General features: G+C 49.4%; 18 protein-coding genes. 8 read left to right on the forward strand and 10 right to left on the reverse strand.

What is annotated here, in order from left to right; genetic code table 11:
* The first annotated feature begins 190 nt into the window (after positions 1-190).
* From OGV52_RS15315 to OGV52_RS15325, 3 genes are all read left to right on the forward strand, one after another.
* Positions 191-1,111, forward strand: coding sequence for a Kdo(2)-lipid IV(A) acyltransferase (locus OGV52_RS15315; protein WP_287108731.1), 921 nt, complete (start codon positions 191-193; stop codon positions 1,109-1,111).
* 155 nt (positions 1,112-1,266) lie between these two features.
* Positions 1,267-2,478 (forward strand): multidrug efflux MFS transporter MdtG, encoded by a 1,212-nt coding sequence (mdtG, locus tag OGV52_RS15320; RefSeq protein WP_200046478.1) that lies wholly within the window; start codon positions 1,267-1,269, stop codon positions 2,476-2,478.
* 94 nt (positions 2,479-2,572) lie between these two features.
* Complete coding sequence (locus OGV52_RS15325; RefSeq protein WP_016152610.1) at positions 2,573-2,950, forward strand: MysB family protein; 378 nt, start codon at positions 2,573-2,575, stop codon at positions 2,948-2,950.
* On the opposite strand, the gene OGV52_RS15330 is transcribed toward OGV52_RS15325, so the two are convergent.
* The 3 genes from OGV52_RS15330 to mdoG all read right to left on the reverse strand — a co-directional run bounded on the left by OGV52_RS15330 (position 2,951) and on the right by mdoG (position 7,310).
* Positions 2,951-3,178: a YceK/YidQ family lipoprotein gene (locus OGV52_RS15330; protein ID WP_016152609.1), complete on the reverse strand. Its 228-nt coding sequence runs from the start codon at positions 3,176-3,178 to the stop codon at positions 2,951-2,953.
* A 75-nt stretch (positions 3,179-3,253) separates the two neighbouring features.
* The gene (gene mdoH / locus OGV52_RS15335; protein ID WP_019076449.1) at positions 3,254-5,782 is read right to left on the reverse strand and encodes a glucans biosynthesis glucosyltransferase MdoH; all 2,529 of its coding nucleotides are present in this window, start codon (positions 5,780-5,782) and stop codon (positions 3,254-3,256) included.
* On the reverse strand, positions 5,775-7,310 hold the full coding sequence (gene mdoG, locus OGV52_RS15340; protein WP_085951042.1) for a glucans biosynthesis protein MdoG: 1,536 nt from the start codon (positions 7,308-7,310) through the stop codon (positions 5,775-5,777). Before mdoG ends, mdoH begins: the two co-directional genes overlap by 8 nt.
* Before the next feature lie 271 nt (positions 7,311-7,581).
* On the opposite strand from mdoG, the gene mdoC reads away from it, so the two are divergent.
* Entirely contained in the window at positions 7,582-8,742 is a 1,161-nt protein-coding gene (mdoC, locus tag OGV52_RS15345; RefSeq protein WP_016152606.1) for a glucans biosynthesis protein MdoC, read from the forward strand.
* A gap of 24 nt (positions 8,743-8,766) precedes the next feature.
* Here the strand turns inward: mdoC and OGV52_RS15350 are convergent, their stop codons facing one another.
* The 6 genes from OGV52_RS15350 to csgB all read right to left on the reverse strand — a co-directional run bounded on the left by OGV52_RS15350 (position 8,767) and on the right by csgB (position 12,644).
* Positions 8,767-10,206 (reverse strand): phospholipase D family protein, encoded by a 1,440-nt coding sequence (locus OGV52_RS15350; protein ID WP_152903216.1) that lies wholly within the window; start codon positions 10,204-10,206, stop codon positions 8,767-8,769.
* On the reverse strand, positions 10,190-10,732 hold the full coding sequence (gene ymdB, locus OGV52_RS15355) for an O-acetyl-ADP-ribose deacetylase (protein ID WP_016156177.1): 543 nt from the start codon (positions 10,730-10,732) through the stop codon (positions 10,190-10,192). Before ymdB ends, OGV52_RS15350 begins: the two co-directional genes overlap by 17 nt.
* 100 nt (positions 10,733-10,832) lie before the next feature.
* Complete coding sequence (locus OGV52_RS15360; RefSeq protein ID WP_016152603.1) at positions 10,833-11,153, reverse strand: YmdA family protein; 321 nt, start codon at positions 11,151-11,153, stop codon at positions 10,833-10,835.
* A gap of 151 nt (positions 11,154-11,304) precedes the next feature.
* Entirely contained in the window at positions 11,305-11,637 is a 333-nt protein-coding gene (gene csgC / locus OGV52_RS15365; RefSeq protein ID WP_016152602.1) for a curli assembly chaperone CsgC, read from the reverse strand.
* A 61-nt stretch (positions 11,638-11,698) separates the two neighbouring features.
* Entirely contained in the window at positions 11,699-12,148 is a 450-nt protein-coding gene (gene csgA, locus OGV52_RS15370) for a curli major subunit CsgA (protein WP_016156176.1), read from the reverse strand.
* A 40-nt stretch (positions 12,149-12,188) separates the two neighbouring features.
* On the reverse strand, positions 12,189-12,644 hold the full coding sequence (gene csgB / locus OGV52_RS15375; RefSeq protein ID WP_019076446.1) for a curli minor subunit CsgB: 456 nt from the start codon (positions 12,642-12,644) through the stop codon (positions 12,189-12,191).
* Between the two features lie 759 nt (positions 12,645-13,403).
* On the opposite strand from csgB, the gene csgD reads away from it, so the two are divergent.
* From csgD to csgG, 4 genes are read left to right on the forward strand one after another with little or no spacing between them, the layout of a single operon-like run.
* The gene (csgD, locus tag OGV52_RS15380) at positions 13,404-14,054 is read left to right on the forward strand and encodes a biofilm master transcriptional regulator CsgD (RefSeq protein WP_181220568.1); all 651 of its coding nucleotides are present in this window, start codon (positions 13,404-13,406) and stop codon (positions 14,052-14,054) included.
* Between the two features lie 4 nt (positions 14,055-14,058).
* Positions 14,059-14,451 (forward strand): curli production assembly/transport protein CsgE, encoded by a 393-nt coding sequence (gene csgE / locus OGV52_RS15385; RefSeq protein ID WP_016152600.1) that lies wholly within the window; start codon positions 14,059-14,061, stop codon positions 14,449-14,451.
* Between the two features lie 25 nt (positions 14,452-14,476).
* Positions 14,477-14,890 (forward strand): curli production assembly/transport protein CsgF, encoded by a 414-nt coding sequence (gene csgF / locus OGV52_RS15390; protein WP_016152599.1) that lies wholly within the window; start codon positions 14,477-14,479, stop codon positions 14,888-14,890.
* 25 nt (positions 14,891-14,915) lie between these two features.
* On the forward strand, positions 14,916-15,749 hold the full coding sequence (csgG, locus tag OGV52_RS15395) for a curli production assembly/transport protein CsgG (RefSeq protein WP_016152598.1): 834 nt from the start codon (positions 14,916-14,918) through the stop codon (positions 15,747-15,749).
* A gap of 48 nt (positions 15,750-15,797) precedes the next feature.
* Here the strand turns inward: csgG and OGV52_RS15400 are convergent, their stop codons facing one another.
* Positions 15,798-16,280 carry a DUF1097 domain-containing protein gene (locus OGV52_RS15400; protein ID WP_016156175.1) on the reverse strand — a complete coding sequence of 161 codons (483 nt, stop codon included), beginning with the start codon at positions 16,278-16,280 and terminating at the stop codon, positions 15,798-15,800.
* Positions 16,281-16,288: the final 8 nt, after the last annotated feature.

The raw sequence follows: 16,288 nt of genomic DNA on the forward strand, positions 1-16,288 counted from the left end.
TGAAAATCGGCGGCATAATAAAGCAAACACCGCCAATTTACATCCACACATTTTACGCTACATTTCTTACTCCAATATAAAAGTGCAACAACAATTGCTGGTTTAATCACCGTTCTCCCGTCACAAATTTTTGATATGCGCGAAAAAATGCGACAATACAGGCAATTGGTCGTTTGAAGACAGGATAGACATGACGAATTTACCCAAGTTTTCGGCTGCGTTACTGCATCCACGTTATTGGTTAACCTGGCTGGGCATTGGCATCCTTTGGTTAATCGTGCAGTTACCCTACCCGGTTCTTTACAAGTTGGGCTGCGCATTAGGTCGTCTGGCATTACGTTTGATGAAACGTCGGGCAAAAATTGTTTCCCGTAATCTGGAACTGTGCTTCCCGCAAATGAGCGAGCAGGAACGCCAGCAGATGGTCATCAAGAACTTCGAGTCCGTGGGCATGGGCGTGATGGAAACCGGAATGGCCTGGTTTTGGTCTGACAAGCGCATTTCACGCTGGACGGAAGTTATCGGGATGGAACATATCCGCGACGTTCAGGCGCAAAAGCGGGGAATTTTGTTAGTGGGTCTGCACTTTCTGACCCTTGAACTGGGTGCGCGTCAGTTTGGTTTGCAGGAGCCGGGGATAGGCGTATATCGCCCTAACGACAACCCACTGCTCGACTGGCTACAAACCTGGGGCCGTATGCGCTCTAATAAATCAATGCTCGATCGTAAAGACCTGAAAGGAATGATTAAAGCGTTGAAAAAAGGCGAAGTGGTCTGGTATGCGCCGGATCATGACTACGGTCCCCGCGCCAGCGTATTTGTCCCGCTTTTTGCTGTTGAACAGGCCGCAACAACCTCCGGGACCTGGATGCTTTCACGCATGTCGAATGCCTGCCTGGTACCGTTTGTTCCTCGCCGCAAGCCTGACGGTAAAGGTTATCAATTGATTATGCTGCCTCCTGAGTGTTCACCGCCGTTAGACAACGCGGAGACTACGGCTGCGTGGATGAACAAGATTGTTGAGCAATGCATCATGATGGCCCCAGAGCAGTACATGTGGCTACACCGTCGTTTCAAGACGCGTCCTGAAGGTTCACCTTCCCTGTACTAAAGCACGGTTGCAGTCCTGTGGACTGCAACACCTTCCCTGCCCGCTTTAGGTTTAACTGCTATCCGCATTGCAGCAACTATCAACCAGGCGCATAATTAGCCTGCTTGCTTATATTCAATCGATAGCGCAAACAGCGCGCCACACTGCGGAACGCTATGTCACCCTCAGATGCTCCCATAAACTGGAAACGTAACCTCACCGTTGCCTGGTTGGGTTGTTTTTTAACCGGTGCAGCATTTAGCCTGGTTATGCCCTTTTTGCCCCTCTATGTCGAGAGTCTCGGCGTCACGGGTCATAGCGCCCTGAATATGTGGTCAGGTCTGGTCTTCAGCATCACTTTTCTCTTTTCCGCCATCGCCTCTCCTTTCTGGGGTGGCCTTGCCGATCGCAAAGGGCGAAAAATCATGCTGCTGCGTTCCGCATTGGGTATGGCGATTGTGATGCTGCTGATGGGGCTGGCGCAAAATATCTGGCAGTTCCTGGTCCTGCGTGCCCTGTTGGGTCTGCTCGGCGGTTTCATTCCCAACGCCAATGCACTCATCGCCACCCAGGTTCCGCGCAATAAAAGCGGCTGGGCGCTGGGAACGCTTTCCACCGGCGGCGTCAGCGGCGCACTGCTCGGACCGTTGGCAGGCGGGCTGCTCGCGGATCAGTACGGACTACGCCCGGTATTTTTCATCACCGCCAGCGTACTGCTGCTCTGTTTTATCCTGACGCTATTTTTTATTCGCGAACGTTTCCAACCGGTGAGCAAGAAAGAGATGCTACACATTCGCGAAGTCGTGGCCTCGTTAAAAAATCCCAAACTGGTGCTGAGCCTGTTTGTCACAACGCTGATAATCCAGGTGGCAACCGGGTCCATCGCGCCAATTCTGACGCTGTACGTTCGAGAGCTGGCTGGCAACGTCAGTAACATCGCCTTTATTAGCGGGATGATTGCTTCCGTACCGGGTGTGGCTGCGTTAATTAGCGCCCCGCGGCTCGGCAAATTAGGTGATCGAATTGGCCCGGAGAAGATCCTGATTGTTGCTCTGGTCATCTCCGTGCTGCTGCTTATTCCAATGTCGTTTGTACAATCGCCCTGGCAACTTGCCGTTCTGCGCTTTTTATTGGGGGCCGCTGACGGCGCTCTGCTCCCGGCAGTACAAACGCTGCTGGTCTATAACTCGACCAATCAGATCGCCGGGCGTATTTTCAGTTATAACCAGTCATTTCGCGATATTGGTAACGTAACGGGGCCGTTAATGGGGGCGGCAATATCCGCCAACTACGGTTTTCGCGCCGTCTTCTGCGTGACCGCGGGCGTCGTACTGTTTAACGCTTTCTACTCGTGGAATAGTCTGCGCCGTCGCCGGAGCACTGACTGAGGCTACGGGATGATTTTTGTGCATTCATACTTGCAATATCGGAGAATCAACTATTATTTCCCTGAATACTTCATTAAATCAAAGGGAGACTCTGATGACCATGTATGCCACGCTGGAAGAAGCCATTGATGCAGCTCGTGAAGAATTTCTGGCTGATAACCCTGACCTTGAGCCCGACGAAGCCAGCGTTCAACAGCTAAGCGTACAAAAATACGTGCTACAGGATGGTGACATTATGTGGCAGGCGGAATTCTTTGCTGATGAGGATGAGGGTGAGGGTGAATGCCTGCCAATGCTGAGTGGTGAAGCGGCCCAAAGCGTTTTTGATGGCGACTATGATGAAATTGAGATCCGTCAGGAGTGGCAGGAAGAAAACACGCTTCACGAATGGGATGAAGGTGAATTCCAGCTGGAACCTCCCCTGGATACCGAAGAGGGTCAGACCGCGGCCGATGAATGGGATGAGCGATAGCTACTCGTAAGGTCCGTGGTGAATGTCGAGCGGGAGCAGCAAGGTATCAAACACCAGCGAAAATGGCAGGTCTAGGATGGTGACGTAGCGCCACGCGGAGTCCCGGACATCCCATTGCACGCCAGGATAGTATTGGTTTCCGTGCCCTTGCCCTGGGATAGTTCGGCTAATAATACTGCCGCATCCGCTCAGCAAGCACACCATGATTGCCACTGCCAATATTCGCACCTGATACCTCACGGCTCTTTTATTTAGTATAAAAAAATACCGGCACCAGGCCGGTATTTTCACGTTACATAACGCTTACTTTTTCCTGAGCGCCAGCGGATTCAGGGTCAGTCCCTGGTAGTAATTCACCCACGAAGAATACTTATCAGGTGAATTCCAGACGCGATAGTGCAAACGCGCCATCGTCACCGGATCGCTCAACAGCACCAGACGGCGGTCACGGTTTAGTTTCTCCGGCGTTTCGTTCAGCGCCTGCTCCACATGGCGGTCACGAGCAATCTCAAGCACGTTACTCGCGCGGTGACGTGCAGTCGCCATTGCCGTTGCCAGTGCATTAAATGACGGGTTAAACACCGCATGCATAAAGCCGTCGTCCAGTGTACGATTGCGGTTCATCACCAGGTAGGTATCCGTATCCACCAGCACCTGCGGCGGAGAATACTCTTCCGGGATCAGGAACAGCTTCCAGCGCTTGGTACGTAACCCAACCGTGGAACGGCTGGAAATCACGGAAACAAACGGCGACAGGATCAGCGAGAAGACAATCGGCGCCAGCCAGAACAGGAAACGCAGATCCAGCCAGGCCATACCTACCGCCCACACCAGCCCCAGCAGTAACTGAGAACCGTGACGCATAAATGCTTCACCCCACGGGGTGGAATCGTCATCACGCTGCGGCGAATTCCACACCACTTCCCAACCGAGGAAGGCGCTCACGACAAAGACGGTATGGAACAGCATACGTACCGGCGCCAGCAGCACGGAGAACAGAACCTCCAGCAGCAGCGACAGCGTGACGCGGATAAACCCGCCGTACTCTTTCGTCCCTTTACACCAGATGAGCAAAATACTCAGCAGCTTCGGCAGGAACAGCAGCACCATCGTAGAAGCAAACAGCGCGATCGCCAGTTCAGGACGCCACTGCGGCCATACCGGGAACAGCTGGCGCGGTTGCAGGAAGTACTGTGGTTCCGTCAACGCATGCACCACCTGCAATGCGGTCGATAACGCGAGGAACATAAACCACAGCGGCGCGGACAGATAGGACATAACGCCGGTCAGGAACACTGCACGGTGAACCGGGTGCATCCCCTTCACCAGGAACAGACGGAAGTTCATCAGGTTGCCATGACACCAGCGACGGTCACGCTTGAGTTCATCCAGCAGGTTCGGCGGTAGCTCTTCATAAGAGCCCGGCAGATCGTAAGCAATCCACACGCCCCAGCCGGCACGACGCATCAACGCCGCTTCGACGAAGTCATGGGAGAGGATCGAACCCGCAAACGAGCCTTCGCCCGGTAACGGCGCAAGCGCACAGTGTTCGATAAACGGCTTCACGCGAATAATCGCGTTATGGCCCCAGTAGTGCGATTCCCCCAATTGCCAGAAGTGAAGTCCAGCGGTAAACAACGGACCATAAACACGGGTCGCAAACTGCTGACAGCGCGCATACAGCGTATCCATACCGGAAGCCTTCGGTGAAGACTGGATAATCCCGGCATTTGGATTCGCTTCCATCAGGCGCACCAGCCCGCTCAGACAGTCACCGCTCATCACGGAGTCAGCGTCCAGCACCACCATGTAGCTGTACTGATTTCCCCAGCGACGGCAGAAGTCATCAATGTTACCGCTTTTACGCTTCACGCGACGACGACGACGACGGTAGAAAATCTGCCCTTCGCCTTGCACTTCGGCAATCAGCTCCATCCACGCTTTTTGTTCTGCTACGCAGATATCGGGGTTGTAGCTGTCGCTCAGGATGTAAACATCAAAATGCTCGGCGTTGCCCGTCGCTTTGACCGACTCCCACGTGGCGCGAAGTCCCGCGAATACGCGGTCAACGTCCTCGTTACAGATCGGCATAATCAACGCGGTCCGGTGCTCGGGATTTAACGGCTCGTCCCCAACCGTTGAGGCGGAGATACTGTACTTATCTCGCCCAATCAACAGTTGCAGGAAGCCCATCAGCGCGGTCCAGAATCCTGCTGAAACCCAACAGAAAAGCACGGCAAACAAAATGAGAATGCCGGTCTGGAGCATGTAGGGCAGCAGTTGCATAAAGGAGACCCATAAATCCTGCCCCATCATGTCAACAGGATTAATGAATGCCCAACCCTGATACGGAAGGATCGTCTTCATATACCAGGTTGCGACGACCGTTTGCGCCAGCGTTAAGATCAACAACGTATAGCGGCGGATGGTGCCAACCGTACGCCATTTTTGCTCGCTCTCCTGTTCTTCTTTCGTCAAACGCGAAAGATAACGCGGAGTCACATCGCGCCCGCGCAGGCGATCCCAAAAGCGGCCAACCGGGTTGGTACGCCAGGGATCGGGGAACATAGAGGTACGCGTTGCTTTTGGCATCGCCTGCAGCTGATCGCGCCCCTCATCGTCCTTAACCAACTGCTCTTTGGCCAGAGAATCCGGCCACGCTTGCTCCAGGCGAGCTTTCACAGAACCCTGCGGTGAATCATCTTCGCGCGAGTACGTACGATGCTCGGCATCCAGCGCCTGATGAACGGCGCGGATGTCAGTTTTCGGCAGTGCCGCTTTTTCGATATCCGAAAGCGGCATTGCGTCAATATACTCAGTTGTCTTATTCATTGGCAGGTAACTGGTAGCTCCAGGTTTCACTCAGCGTCTGATCGGCATTGACCAAGGCAGCACGCATTTCAGTGGTTTTCTTCACATCTTTCACTTTCACGCGCAATACCAAACGCCAACCTTTAGTTACCGGGTTGTAGCGCACAGTACTTTCAACGATCTCGCCGTTGTCGCCAATACTGGTTTGTGCGGTAACCGGGGTATCCTGCGGCAGCTTTTTCATATCCGTGCCGGTAAAGTCCACCACAAACGCGATGGTGCCATCAGGCTGACGAATGAGGTTAGACTGTTTTACATCACCGGTAGAACGACGAGTCTGCTGGACCCAGGCGCTATCAGGGGCATGAAGCTTGTCTTCGTCACGCGTGAACGTCAGGGTGTACTTGAAGTTCATCTCTTTGCCGGCTTCAGGCAGTTGATCCGGCGTCCAGTACGCAACGATGTTATCGTTCGTTTCATCGTTAGTTGGGATTTCAACTAACTCAATCTTACCTTTACCCCAATCACCTTTTGGCGTGATCCAGGCGCTTGGGCGCAGATCGTAACGATCGTCGATATCTTCAAAACGCGAGAACTGACGGCCACGCTGCAGCAGGCCGAAACCTTGCGGGTTTTCCATCGCAAAGCTGCTCACCGCCAGATGTTTCGGGTTATTCAGCGGACGCCAAATCCACTCGCCGTTGCCAGCGTGGATCGACAAACCGTTAGAGTCATGCAGTTCCGGACGATAGTTGGTCGCCGGAGAAGGCTGGTTTGGTCCGTACAGGAACATACTGGTTAACGGTGCCACACCCAGCTTGCCCACTTTGTCGCGCAGATAAACTTTGGACTGAACATCGACGACCGTGTCACGACCCGGAATGATGACAAAGCGATACGCTCCGGTTGCGCGCGGAGAATCCAGCAAGGCATAAATGGTCAAACGTTTGTCAGTCGGTTTCGGACGCTCGATCCAAAACTCACGGAAGCGGGGAAATTCTTCGCCAGAAGGCAGAGCGGTATCAATCGCGAGACCGCGCGCAGACAGACCGTAGACCTGCCCTGCCCCCAGCACACGGAAATAGCTGGCACCGAGCATGCTGACGATTTCGTCGTTTTTATCTTTGCTGTTGATCGGATACAGCACTTTGAACCCGGCGAAACCGAGATCTTTTACCGTGTCTTTATCATGCTGAACATCGCCAAAATTAAAATAATCCGGGCTGTATTTGATTCTTTTCACCGCTGTAGCGGTAACTTCGTTGATTTTGACCGGCGTGTCGAAGTACATACCCTGGTGGTAGAACTCGAGCTTAAATGGGGTCTTGAGATTGCTCCAGTAGGCTTTATCGCGGTTAAACTGGATCTGCTGATAATCCGCATATTTCATGTCGCGGAAAACGGAGGGCAAGTTACTTTTTGGCGCCTCATAGCCTTTACCGGCTAAGGATTGAGCTTGTTTTGCAACATCATCGATGCTGAACGCCCAGCTCGATGATGTGTACAGCGTTAACATAACTGCTGCACCCAACCAACGCATTTTCATCATTTGTAGTTTATGTTTCATAATTAGTAAGCACTTCCCCCTTTGTGTGCTTATATTGATCCGATCCATTTTAATGGATAATCGGGTATTCCGACAACTGAATCCCTGTATTGTTCGCGCGCTGGCTCATGGTTTAATCAGGTTCAACTACCTGTTTTCACTTTGCGTGCTTATCCTGGAGACAGGTTGTTGGACTTCGTGTAGGGTTGCCCTCGAATGTAACCATTATTCGTCTTAGGGATAAGACGAAAAGTCTGAGAATACATAACTGTCTATGAGCTCTGTATCACCACCACGCGAATATTTTCTTGACTCCATCCGTGCCTGGCTAATGTTGTTAGGGATCCCATTCCATATTTCATTGATTTACTCGACCCACACCTGGCACGTGAACAGCGCTGAACCGTCGTGGTGGTTGACCCTGTTTAACGACTTTATCCATGCTTTTCGCATGCAAGTCTTCTTTGTCATTTCGGGTTATTTTTCCTACATGCTATTTTTGCGCTATCCGCTAAAGCGCTGGTGGAAGGTGCGTGTAGAACGCGTGGGGATCCCGATGCTGACCGCGATTCCATTACTTACGCTGCCGCAATTTATCATGCTGCAATACGTAAAGGGAAAAGCAGACAGTTGGCATACTCTCAGCGGCTACGATAAATACAATGCACTGGCCTGGGAGCTGATTTCCCATCTGTGGTTTTTACTGGTTCTGGTCGTATTAACGACCGTGAGCATGTGGGTGTTCACCCAGATGAAAAACAGACTGACGCGTAGTGACGCCGCCAGCGCCCCGGCGGTGTCGATGACTAAATTATCGCTGATCTTCATCTTGTTAGGTGTCGGTTACGCTGCCGTCAGAAGGACAATTTTCATCCTCTACCCTTCGATTCTCAGCGATGGCATGTTCAATTTTATCGTTATGCAAACGCTGTTCTATGCGCCGTTCTTTATCCTCGGCGCACTGGCGTTTATCAACCCGAATCTGAAAGCGCTGTTTACCACACCGTCACGCGGTTGCACGCTCGGTGCTGCATTCGCATTTGTGGCATACCTGCTCAATCAGCGTTATGGCAACGGCGATGCCTGGATGTATGAAACAGAATATGTCATTACCATGGTCATGGGACTGTGGATGGTGAACGTCGTCTTTTCGTTGGGTCACCGTTTGCTTAATTTCCAGTCTGCCCGCGTGACCTATTTTGTCAACGCGTCGCTGTTTATCTATCTGGTGCACCACCCGTTAACGCTGTTTTTTGGCGCTTACATCACACCGCATATCACGTCGAATCTGCTGGGTTTTCTCTGCGGTCTGCTGTTTGTGGTTGGGATTGCGGTAATACTGTACGAAATCCATTTACGCATACCGGTGCTGAAGTTTCTCTTTTCGGGTAAACCGCCCGTTAAGCAGGATAAAAACAAGGCCGTAGCCGGCTAGTTTTTCCCTCAATCATTGTGTGGTTCAAAGCAGCCATTCAATGGGTAACACGGACGCCAGCTTTACCAGAACCCGCTTCCAGAATCCTGTGGCGGGTTCTTTTTTCAGGACCTGTTCACTGCCAGAAAGTCGGTCGACCCAATTAATTCTCCCCCAACGGTCAAGGCGTAGCTGCCAGGCCATATCACGCTGGCTTTGCATAAACCGTTTATGAATCAATTCGGCCAGCACTTCACTCTCAATCACAAATCCCATTTCCGTATTGAGCAGCGTCGAACGAGGATCAAAATTAAGCGAGCCGATAAACACTTTGCGATCATCAATACTGAACGTTTTCGCATGCAGGCTGGACCCTGAATTACCTGTTAATCCACGATCGTGAACGACCGAGACGCGATCGCGGGTCGGTTTAAGTTCGTATAATTCTACACCGTAGCGCAGCAGTTTTTTTCGCCAGCGCGCATAGCCCGCATGGACGATCGCCACATCATTCGCCGCCAGTGAATTGGTTAAAATGGCAATCTTGACGCCTTTTCTTACCAGTCTCAGGAGCTGCGCCACACCGGCACGCGTCGGCACAAAGTAGGCAGAAATAATATCAATACGTTCGGTCGGCGAGCCCATTACGTCAAACAAACGCTGCGGTAATAGCGAGTGGCGCGGCGCTTTCCCTTCTCCTTTTGCAGGATCATCGCTCAGCAAACGCGTTTTGGCCCAAATCAGCGGCAGCGACCTTTGATCGAGACTGGACATAAACTGGCTGGTTTCCAGCTTATGCAGATAGCGGCGGGTAATATCATCGTTATACCAGGATTCTGGTAGCTCAATACGCTGCACAGAATCTGGCTCAGACATCTCAAGCACATTTTGTAACGTTGAAACCGAGCGACAGTGCCAGTAACGCTCAAAATCATCTGCCACATCTTTGACAACCGGCCCGATAGCCATGACGTCCAGGTCGGAAAATAGCGGTTGCTCACCCGCGCCAAAATAGGCATCGCCAATATTACGCCCACCAACGAGAGTCACCACGCCGTCAGCGGTATAACTTTTATTGTGCATGCGCCGATTAAGCCGGGCAAAATCGGTTAAATAGCCCAGCGCGCGCAGGATGCGAAAGGAAAACGGATTGAAGAGGCGAACTTCTATATTGGGGTGCTTATCCAGCAGACGCAGCGTGTCGTCCAAACCCGGCGTGTTGTTATCATCCAGCAGCAAACGCACCCGTACGCCTCGCTTCGCTGCGGCCAGCAGAACGGAAAATAACAATAGCCCGGACATGTCGTTTTCCCAGATGTAATACTGCACATCCAGGGTACGTTCCGCCATTTCCGTTAACCGATAGCGAGCAGCAAACGCATCCAGGCTGTCATCCAACGCAAGAATGCCGCATTCTCCCGGGTGGTCTTCGCAAAGGGGCGTGATGGCACGCTCAAGTCGCGTCATATCAGTCCGTGTGATCATCACCTTGTTGTGTTAGCAATCTCTTATAAAGTTGAGCGTTTTCGTCATCAAAGCACACGAAGTATATCTGATCAGGAAGTGCGCGGCGGGTAATAAATTTCAGCACCGTTTTCACCGCTATTTCTGCCGCTGCGGCGCGTGGATAGCCATAAGCCCCGGTGCTAATCGCCGGAAAAGCAATGGAGTGATAACCATTGGCCAGGGCCAGTTGCAGGGTGTTTAAGTAAGCTTCTTCGAGGCGTTCGGCCTCATGATGACCTCCCCCTTGCCAGACCGGTCCTACGGTATGAATGACCGCTTTTGCCGCAAGCGCCCCCGCCAGAGTGATCACCGCATGCCCTGTCGGGCATTCTCCTTGTTGCTGGATAACCTGTTTGCAGGCCTCCAGCAATGCTGGTCCGGCAGCGCGATGGATTGCGCCATCGACGCCACCGCCTCCCAGTAGCGATGAATTCGCCGCATTGACAATCACATCAACAGCGACAGTCGTAATATCGCCATGTAACACATGAACACGTGATTGCATAAGTTCCCCCTGACAAAACACCATTCGTTAAGTGTACAGCAGGGTTTTCCCTTAAATCTCTCTTTTTAACCGTAAGTGTGCATATCTACGCCACAGCGAGTCATTTATATTCAATATTAAGAATCGCCATGTTTTTCTGTTCATTGAGGTAGTGCATTTTGACTGTGGCAATTTCCTGCACATTCTGAGGGGCTGTCGCGAGCTGTTGCGGGTTGTAAAGACTATTCTGGTTGGTGCCGTTGCGGATACATGACAATTCAATTTGCTGCTGCTGTCTGTTAACGTCGCAAGGTGATTCAACTATCGCTCCGCGAAAATGAATAACCCCGCCGGTTGTGATTTGCTGCGCAATTGCAGGGAGGGTTAAAAGAGAAAAAGCACATAAACTGGTACTTAAAATACGCTTTAATAATGTACACATAAGGGTTCCTCAATGATTAGCCATCTTTGAGGGATCGAAATGATCCTTCACCGCTACGATTAACGATCAAATACAAACGCTCACACGCTTCTATATTCATAGAACAGCAGCGCATTCCCAGCCACACCCTTAATGCAAATACAGCAAAAAATTATGGGTGACTGTTTGAGTCAGGCCATTGTTGCGACAGATGCAGAGACTGCCCATCTGAAACGGTAACGATAATTTTGACCGAGTCCTCAGATGAAATATTAAAGCTCAGTTTGGTTAATTCAATCGGTCGATTAGCAGGGACCGAAAGGCTTATTTTCTGCTGCGACTGGCTTTGTCCCCCCTGCCCTTTACGTATGGCAAGGACTTGTACCTCACATACGCACGGTTGGGTTAACGTCACCTGAGGAATAATGGTGTACATATCACCTTGCTGAGTAGTATTGAATGTTATTTGATTTGCCAGCGCGGCAATGAGTAATAGCGTATGCATCATATTCTCCCGAAAAAAAAACAGGGCTCACGCCCTGTTTATTATCAGTCAGAAAACTGAATTAGTGTTGGTTAGCTGTAGCGTTGTTGCCGAAGCCAACTTGCTGAATCAGCACATTGGAGTCAGAAGCGGTCTGATTAACCAACGCACCGTTACGACCACCGAACTGGGTTACACTAATATCAGCATTTTTAGCATTCCACTGATCGATAGTGGCATTGTTCTGGAAGCCAGTCTGTTTCAGGCTAATGGTACTGTCATCAGCGCCCTGACCAACTACAGCCCCGTTACCGCGCCCCTGTTGTGTGATGGTGACATCTGATTTACGCGCATCACTTTGCAGAGCATTCGCAGCGTTGTTTGACCCATATTGGTAGATACTCAGTGAAGAGTCTGGGCCATAATTACTACCGCCACCATGATGATTGCCGCCCCATTGCGGAACAACACCAGCCAGAGCACTGCCAGAAACTACGATTGCTGCGAATGCTGCCACTTTTAAAAGTTTCATGGTAAACCCCCATCGGATTGATTTAATCGTCGTTAATGGATTAGCGTTGAGTAACGCGAATTGCCATTTGCGACTGTCTCTGCACCACAACTGCTGTTTTTTGTGTACCGTACTGAGTAATATTGGCTTTATTACCAGAACCTTTCTGGATAATTACCGCCGTATTACCGTATGAACCTTGTTTAATACTCGCGTCATTGGAACTACCCGTTTGATCAATATATGCAAAGTTATATGATCCCGTCTGGTCTGTTTTCGCTCGGTTACCAGAACCTTCTTGCGAAATAACCGACAATAACTTCGAGCCCCCCTGTCGAGTATTTGCACTGTTCGCAGTGCCAACCTGACCAATAATGGCTGCCTGATTAAATGAAGACTTACTTAATTCATTTACCGCAAAGTTATATTCTGAGTTAGCTAAATCATAACTTGTAGCGGATGCAATCCCAGGCACACCCAGCATTGTAAACATCATAAATAACAACTTGTTTTTCATGTTGTCACCCTGGACCTGGTCGTACATAAGGTTAAATTATTTACCACTCAAATTATTGTTAACGTGACTTACATTTGTTAACGCCACGTTACGATGAAGAGTATGTCCGTTGAAACATTTTAAATAACTCACCCACCAGTTGTATTTTTATATCCAGATTCACCCCAAAGTACTAATTAACCGCAATTAACACCGTTATAGCTCTGGATTTTATTTCTTTTGTAACCCGATGAGTGAATTTCTATGCAGTAACAAAAAAACGCGTTTCCCGCGTTTTCTGGGCCTTGCAGACGGTAGTGGGATTGTCCTCGGTACAAGTCGTGACAAGTGTCATTTTTTTCTATCTAAAATTGTTCAACTTAAAGTGAGACAAAAAAATCAAAATTCATTAGAAATCTAAAACCATATAATTATAATTTTATTTCTTAAAATTCAATAAGATATTATAATTTGTATGATTTTTTAAATCTATGCAATAACGCTAAAATGTACAACTTTACTATCAAATCTAAACTCCACAAAAACGCAAAAATCACATTTTAATATATAAATTTACATTATGTAACATGTTTAACACTTGCTTTAAGATTTGTAATAGCTAGATTGAAATCAGTTGAAGTCCATTTGTTTTAATATTTTCACCCCGTTGGGTCGAAGTTTTATTTCTACACAGCAGTGCAACATCTGTCAGTACTTCTGGTGCCTCTATTTTAGTAGAGGCAACTGTCAGGTGTGCGACTAAAAAAGTGGAGTTTCATCATGTTTAATGAAGTCCATAGTATTCATGGTCATACATTATTGTTGATCACTAAACCATCCCTGCAGGCAACTGCGTTATTACAGCATTTAAAGCAATCGCTGGCGTTAACCGGAAAACTACATAATATTCAACGTTCTCTGGATGATATATCCTCCAGCTGCATTGTTTTACTGGATATGATGGAGGCAGATAAAAAACTGATCCATTACTGGCAAGATAATTTGAGCAGAAAAAACAACAATATAAAAACTTTATTGTTGAATACCCCAGAGGATTATCCTTACCGGGATATTGAAAACTGGCCGCATATCAATGGCGTATTTTACGCAACTGAAGATGAGCAGCGTGTAGTCAGCGGTTTGCAGGGTGTGTTGCGGGGCGAATGCTACTTTTCGCAAAAGCTTGCCAGCTACCTGATCACGCATTCCGGGAACTACCGCTATAACAGCACGGAGTCGGCATTACTTACGCACCGTGAAAAAGAGATCCTTAATAAACTGCGTATCGGCGCCTCAAATATTGAAATCGCGCGTTCACTATTTATTAGTGAAAATACGGTGAAAACACATCTTTATAATCTTTTCAAAAAGATAGCTGTCAAAAATCGTACGCAGGCGGTCTCGTGGGCCAATGATAACCTCAGGCGATAAAGCCATGAAACGCTATTTGACCTGGATTGTGGCAGCAAATTTGTTCCTTGCTGCCGGGAATCTACACGCGGCTGTAGAGGTGGAGGTTCCCGGACTGTTAACTGACCACACTGTCTCTTCCATTGGCCATGATTTTTACCGGGCCTTTAGTGACAAGTGGGAAAGTAAGTACACAGGAAACTTAACCATTAATGAAAGACCCAGTGCACGTTGGGGAAGTTGGATCACCATAACGGTCAATCAGGACGTTATCTTCCAGACTTTTTTATTCCCGACGAAAAGAGACTTCGACAAAATTGTGGTCTTTGCATTGGCAGAAACAGAGGAAGCATTAAATCGTCGGCAAATAGATCAAACACTATTAAGCACGAGCGATTTAGCGCGCGATGAATTCTAAAACATGATTTTGTCCGGAGGCTTTCATGCGTGTCAAACATGCAGTGGTTTTGCTCATGCTGATTTCACCATTAAGTTGGGCCGGAAATATGACGTTCCAGTTCCGCAATCCTAACTTTGGTGGTAACCCAAATAACGGCTCTTTTTTACTGAACAGCGCCCAGGCGCAAAACTCGTATAAAGATCCGAGTGCCGGCGACTACGGGATTGAAACCCCAACAGCGCTGGATAACTTTACCCAGGCGATACAGTCACAAATACTCGGTGGCTTACTTACCAATATCAATACCGGTAAGCCGGGAAGGATGGTAACCAGCGATTTTATCGTTGATATCGCCAACCGGGATGGACAACTGCAACTGAATGTCACGGACAGGAAAACGGGGAGAACGTCGACTATTGAAGTGTCGGGTTTACAAAATCAGTCGACCGATTTCTAAATTATAGCCACGAAAGGAAAAAATCATGCAGCGCTTACTTATCATGGTGGCAGTAATTTTACTCAGCGGATGTTTAACAGCCCCGCCGCAAGAAGCCGCTAAGCCGACATTAATGCCCCGAGCCCAAAGCTATAAAGACTTGACGCACCTGCCCATGCCTACAGGTAAGATATTTGTCTCGGTATACAATATTCAGGATGAGACTGGCCAGTTTAAACCTTATCCGGCAAGTAACTTCTCAACCGCCGTCCCGCAAAGCGCCACGGCGATGCTTGTCACCGCATTGAAGGATTCTCGTTGGTTCGTTCCGCTGGAACGTCAGGGATTGCAGAACTTGCTTAACGAACGAAAAATCATTCGTGCAGCTCAGGAAAACGGCACAGTTGCCATTAATAACCGGATCCCTCTGCAGTCTCTGACCGCGGCAAACATCATGGTAGAAGGGTCAATTATTGGTTATGAAAGCAACGTTAAATCGGGTGGCGTTGGTGCGCGCTATTTCGGTATTGGCGCCGATACGCAGTACCAGCTCGACCAGATAGCGGTCAACCTGCGTGTGGTTAACGTTAGTACTGGTGAAATCCTCTCATCGGTGAATACCAGCAAAACTATCTTGTCTTATGAAGTGCAGGCTGGGGTATTCCGCTTCATTGACTACCAGCGACTGTTGGAAGGTGAAATTGGCTACACCTCTAACGAACCGGTTATGCTTTGTCTGATGTCAGCAATTGAAACCGGTGTTATCTTCCTGATTAATGACGGGATTGATCGCGGATTGTGGGATTTGCAGGATAAGAAACAAGTTGATAATGACATCCTGGTTAAATACCGCCATTTGTCGGTACCTCCGGAATCCTGAGTGGTCTGATACAGCATAAAAAGCGTGAGGAAAACCCTCACGCTTTTTTTATTTACTGGTCAGCGTCGACGATAGCCGATTCTCACGACGAGATGCCAGCCACAATCCGCTGTTTTTCATCGCATAGCCGAATACCAGCCCCAGCGCCAGAGAAGGCACGACCAACTGCCAGTCACCCTGCCCTGCAAACGTTGCGCATGCGCCAATAAAGGTGCCCGGCACAAATGAAAGCAACCATTGCTTTGCCTGAATACACATGAGAAACGCGACAATTCCCGTCATGACATAACCAATAATGTCCATATGCGGGGCAAGCGCGCTACCGTTAATAATCACCAACGCCCACACCACACCGCTTAGCAGCGTACACGCCGAGATCCACAGCCCTTTCAGCCCACCCTGCGGACAGGCAAAATAGGCCGTGCAGCCCAGAAAGCCAGCCCAACTGAGTAAACCAAGAGATACGGCCACCCATCCCCAAATCCCAGAGAGAATGCCCGTTGTGATTGCAATTGAGAGAAGTATGTTCATGCCGCGTA

The organism is Citrobacter sp. Cb041, assembly GCF_030336655.1.
In the GTDB taxonomy this organism is placed as follows: domain Bacteria; phylum Pseudomonadota; class Gammaproteobacteria; order Enterobacterales; family Enterobacteriaceae; genus Citrobacter; species Citrobacter braakii.

Coding starts and splice junctions, on each gene's coding strand:
- OGV52_RS15350 (WP_152903216.1), bottom strand. CDS start 10,206: ATGATCACACGGACTGATATGACGCGACTTGAGCGTGCCATCACGCCC.
- csgB (WP_019076446.1), bottom strand. CDS start 12,644: ATGAAAAACAAGTTGTTATTTATGATGTTTACAATGCTGGGTGTGCCT.
- mdoC (WP_016152606.1), top strand. CDS start 7,582: ATGAGCTCTGTATCACCACCACGCGAATATTTTCTTGACTCCATCCGT.
- OGV52_RS15315 (WP_287108731.1), top strand. CDS start 191: ATGACGAATTTACCCAAGTTTTCGGCTGCGTTACTGCATCCACGTTAT.
- mdoG (WP_085951042.1), bottom strand. CDS start 7,310: ATGATGAAAATGCGTTGGTTGGGTGCAGCAGTTATGTTAACGCTGTAC.
- mdtG (WP_200046478.1), top strand. CDS start 1,267: ATGTCACCCTCAGATGCTCCCATAAACTGGAAACGTAACCTCACCGTT.
- mdoH (WP_019076449.1), bottom strand. CDS start 5,782: ATGAATAAGACAACTGAGTATATTGACGCAATGCCGCTTTCGGATATC.
- OGV52_RS15325 (WP_016152610.1), top strand. CDS start 2,573: ATGACCATGTATGCCACGCTGGAAGAAGCCATTGATGCAGCTCGTGAA.
- csgA (WP_016156176.1), bottom strand. CDS start 12,148: ATGAAACTTTTAAAAGTGGCAGCATTCGCAGCAATCGTAGTTTCTGGC.
- OGV52_RS15360 (WP_016152603.1), bottom strand. CDS start 11,153: ATGTGTACATTATTAAAGCGTATTTTAAGTACCAGTTTATGTGCTTTT.
- csgE (WP_016152600.1), top strand. CDS start 14,059: ATGAAACGCTATTTGACCTGGATTGTGGCAGCAAATTTGTTCCTTGCT.
- csgD (WP_181220568.1), top strand. CDS start 13,404: ATGTTTAATGAAGTCCATAGTATTCATGGTCATACATTATTGTTGATC.
- ymdB (WP_016156177.1), bottom strand. CDS start 10,732: ATGCAATCACGTGTTCATGTGTTACATGGCGATATTACGACTGTCGCT.
- csgG (WP_016152598.1), top strand. CDS start 14,916: ATGCAGCGCTTACTTATCATGGTGGCAGTAATTTTACTCAGCGGATGT.
- csgC (WP_016152602.1), bottom strand. CDS start 11,637: ATGCATACGCTATTACTCATTGCCGCGCTGGCAAATCAAATAACATTC.
- OGV52_RS15400 (WP_016156175.1), bottom strand. CDS start 16,280: ATGAACATACTTCTCTCAATTGCAATCACAACGGGCATTCTCTCTGGG.
- csgF (WP_016152599.1), top strand. CDS start 14,477: ATGCGTGTCAAACATGCAGTGGTTTTGCTCATGCTGATTTCACCATTA.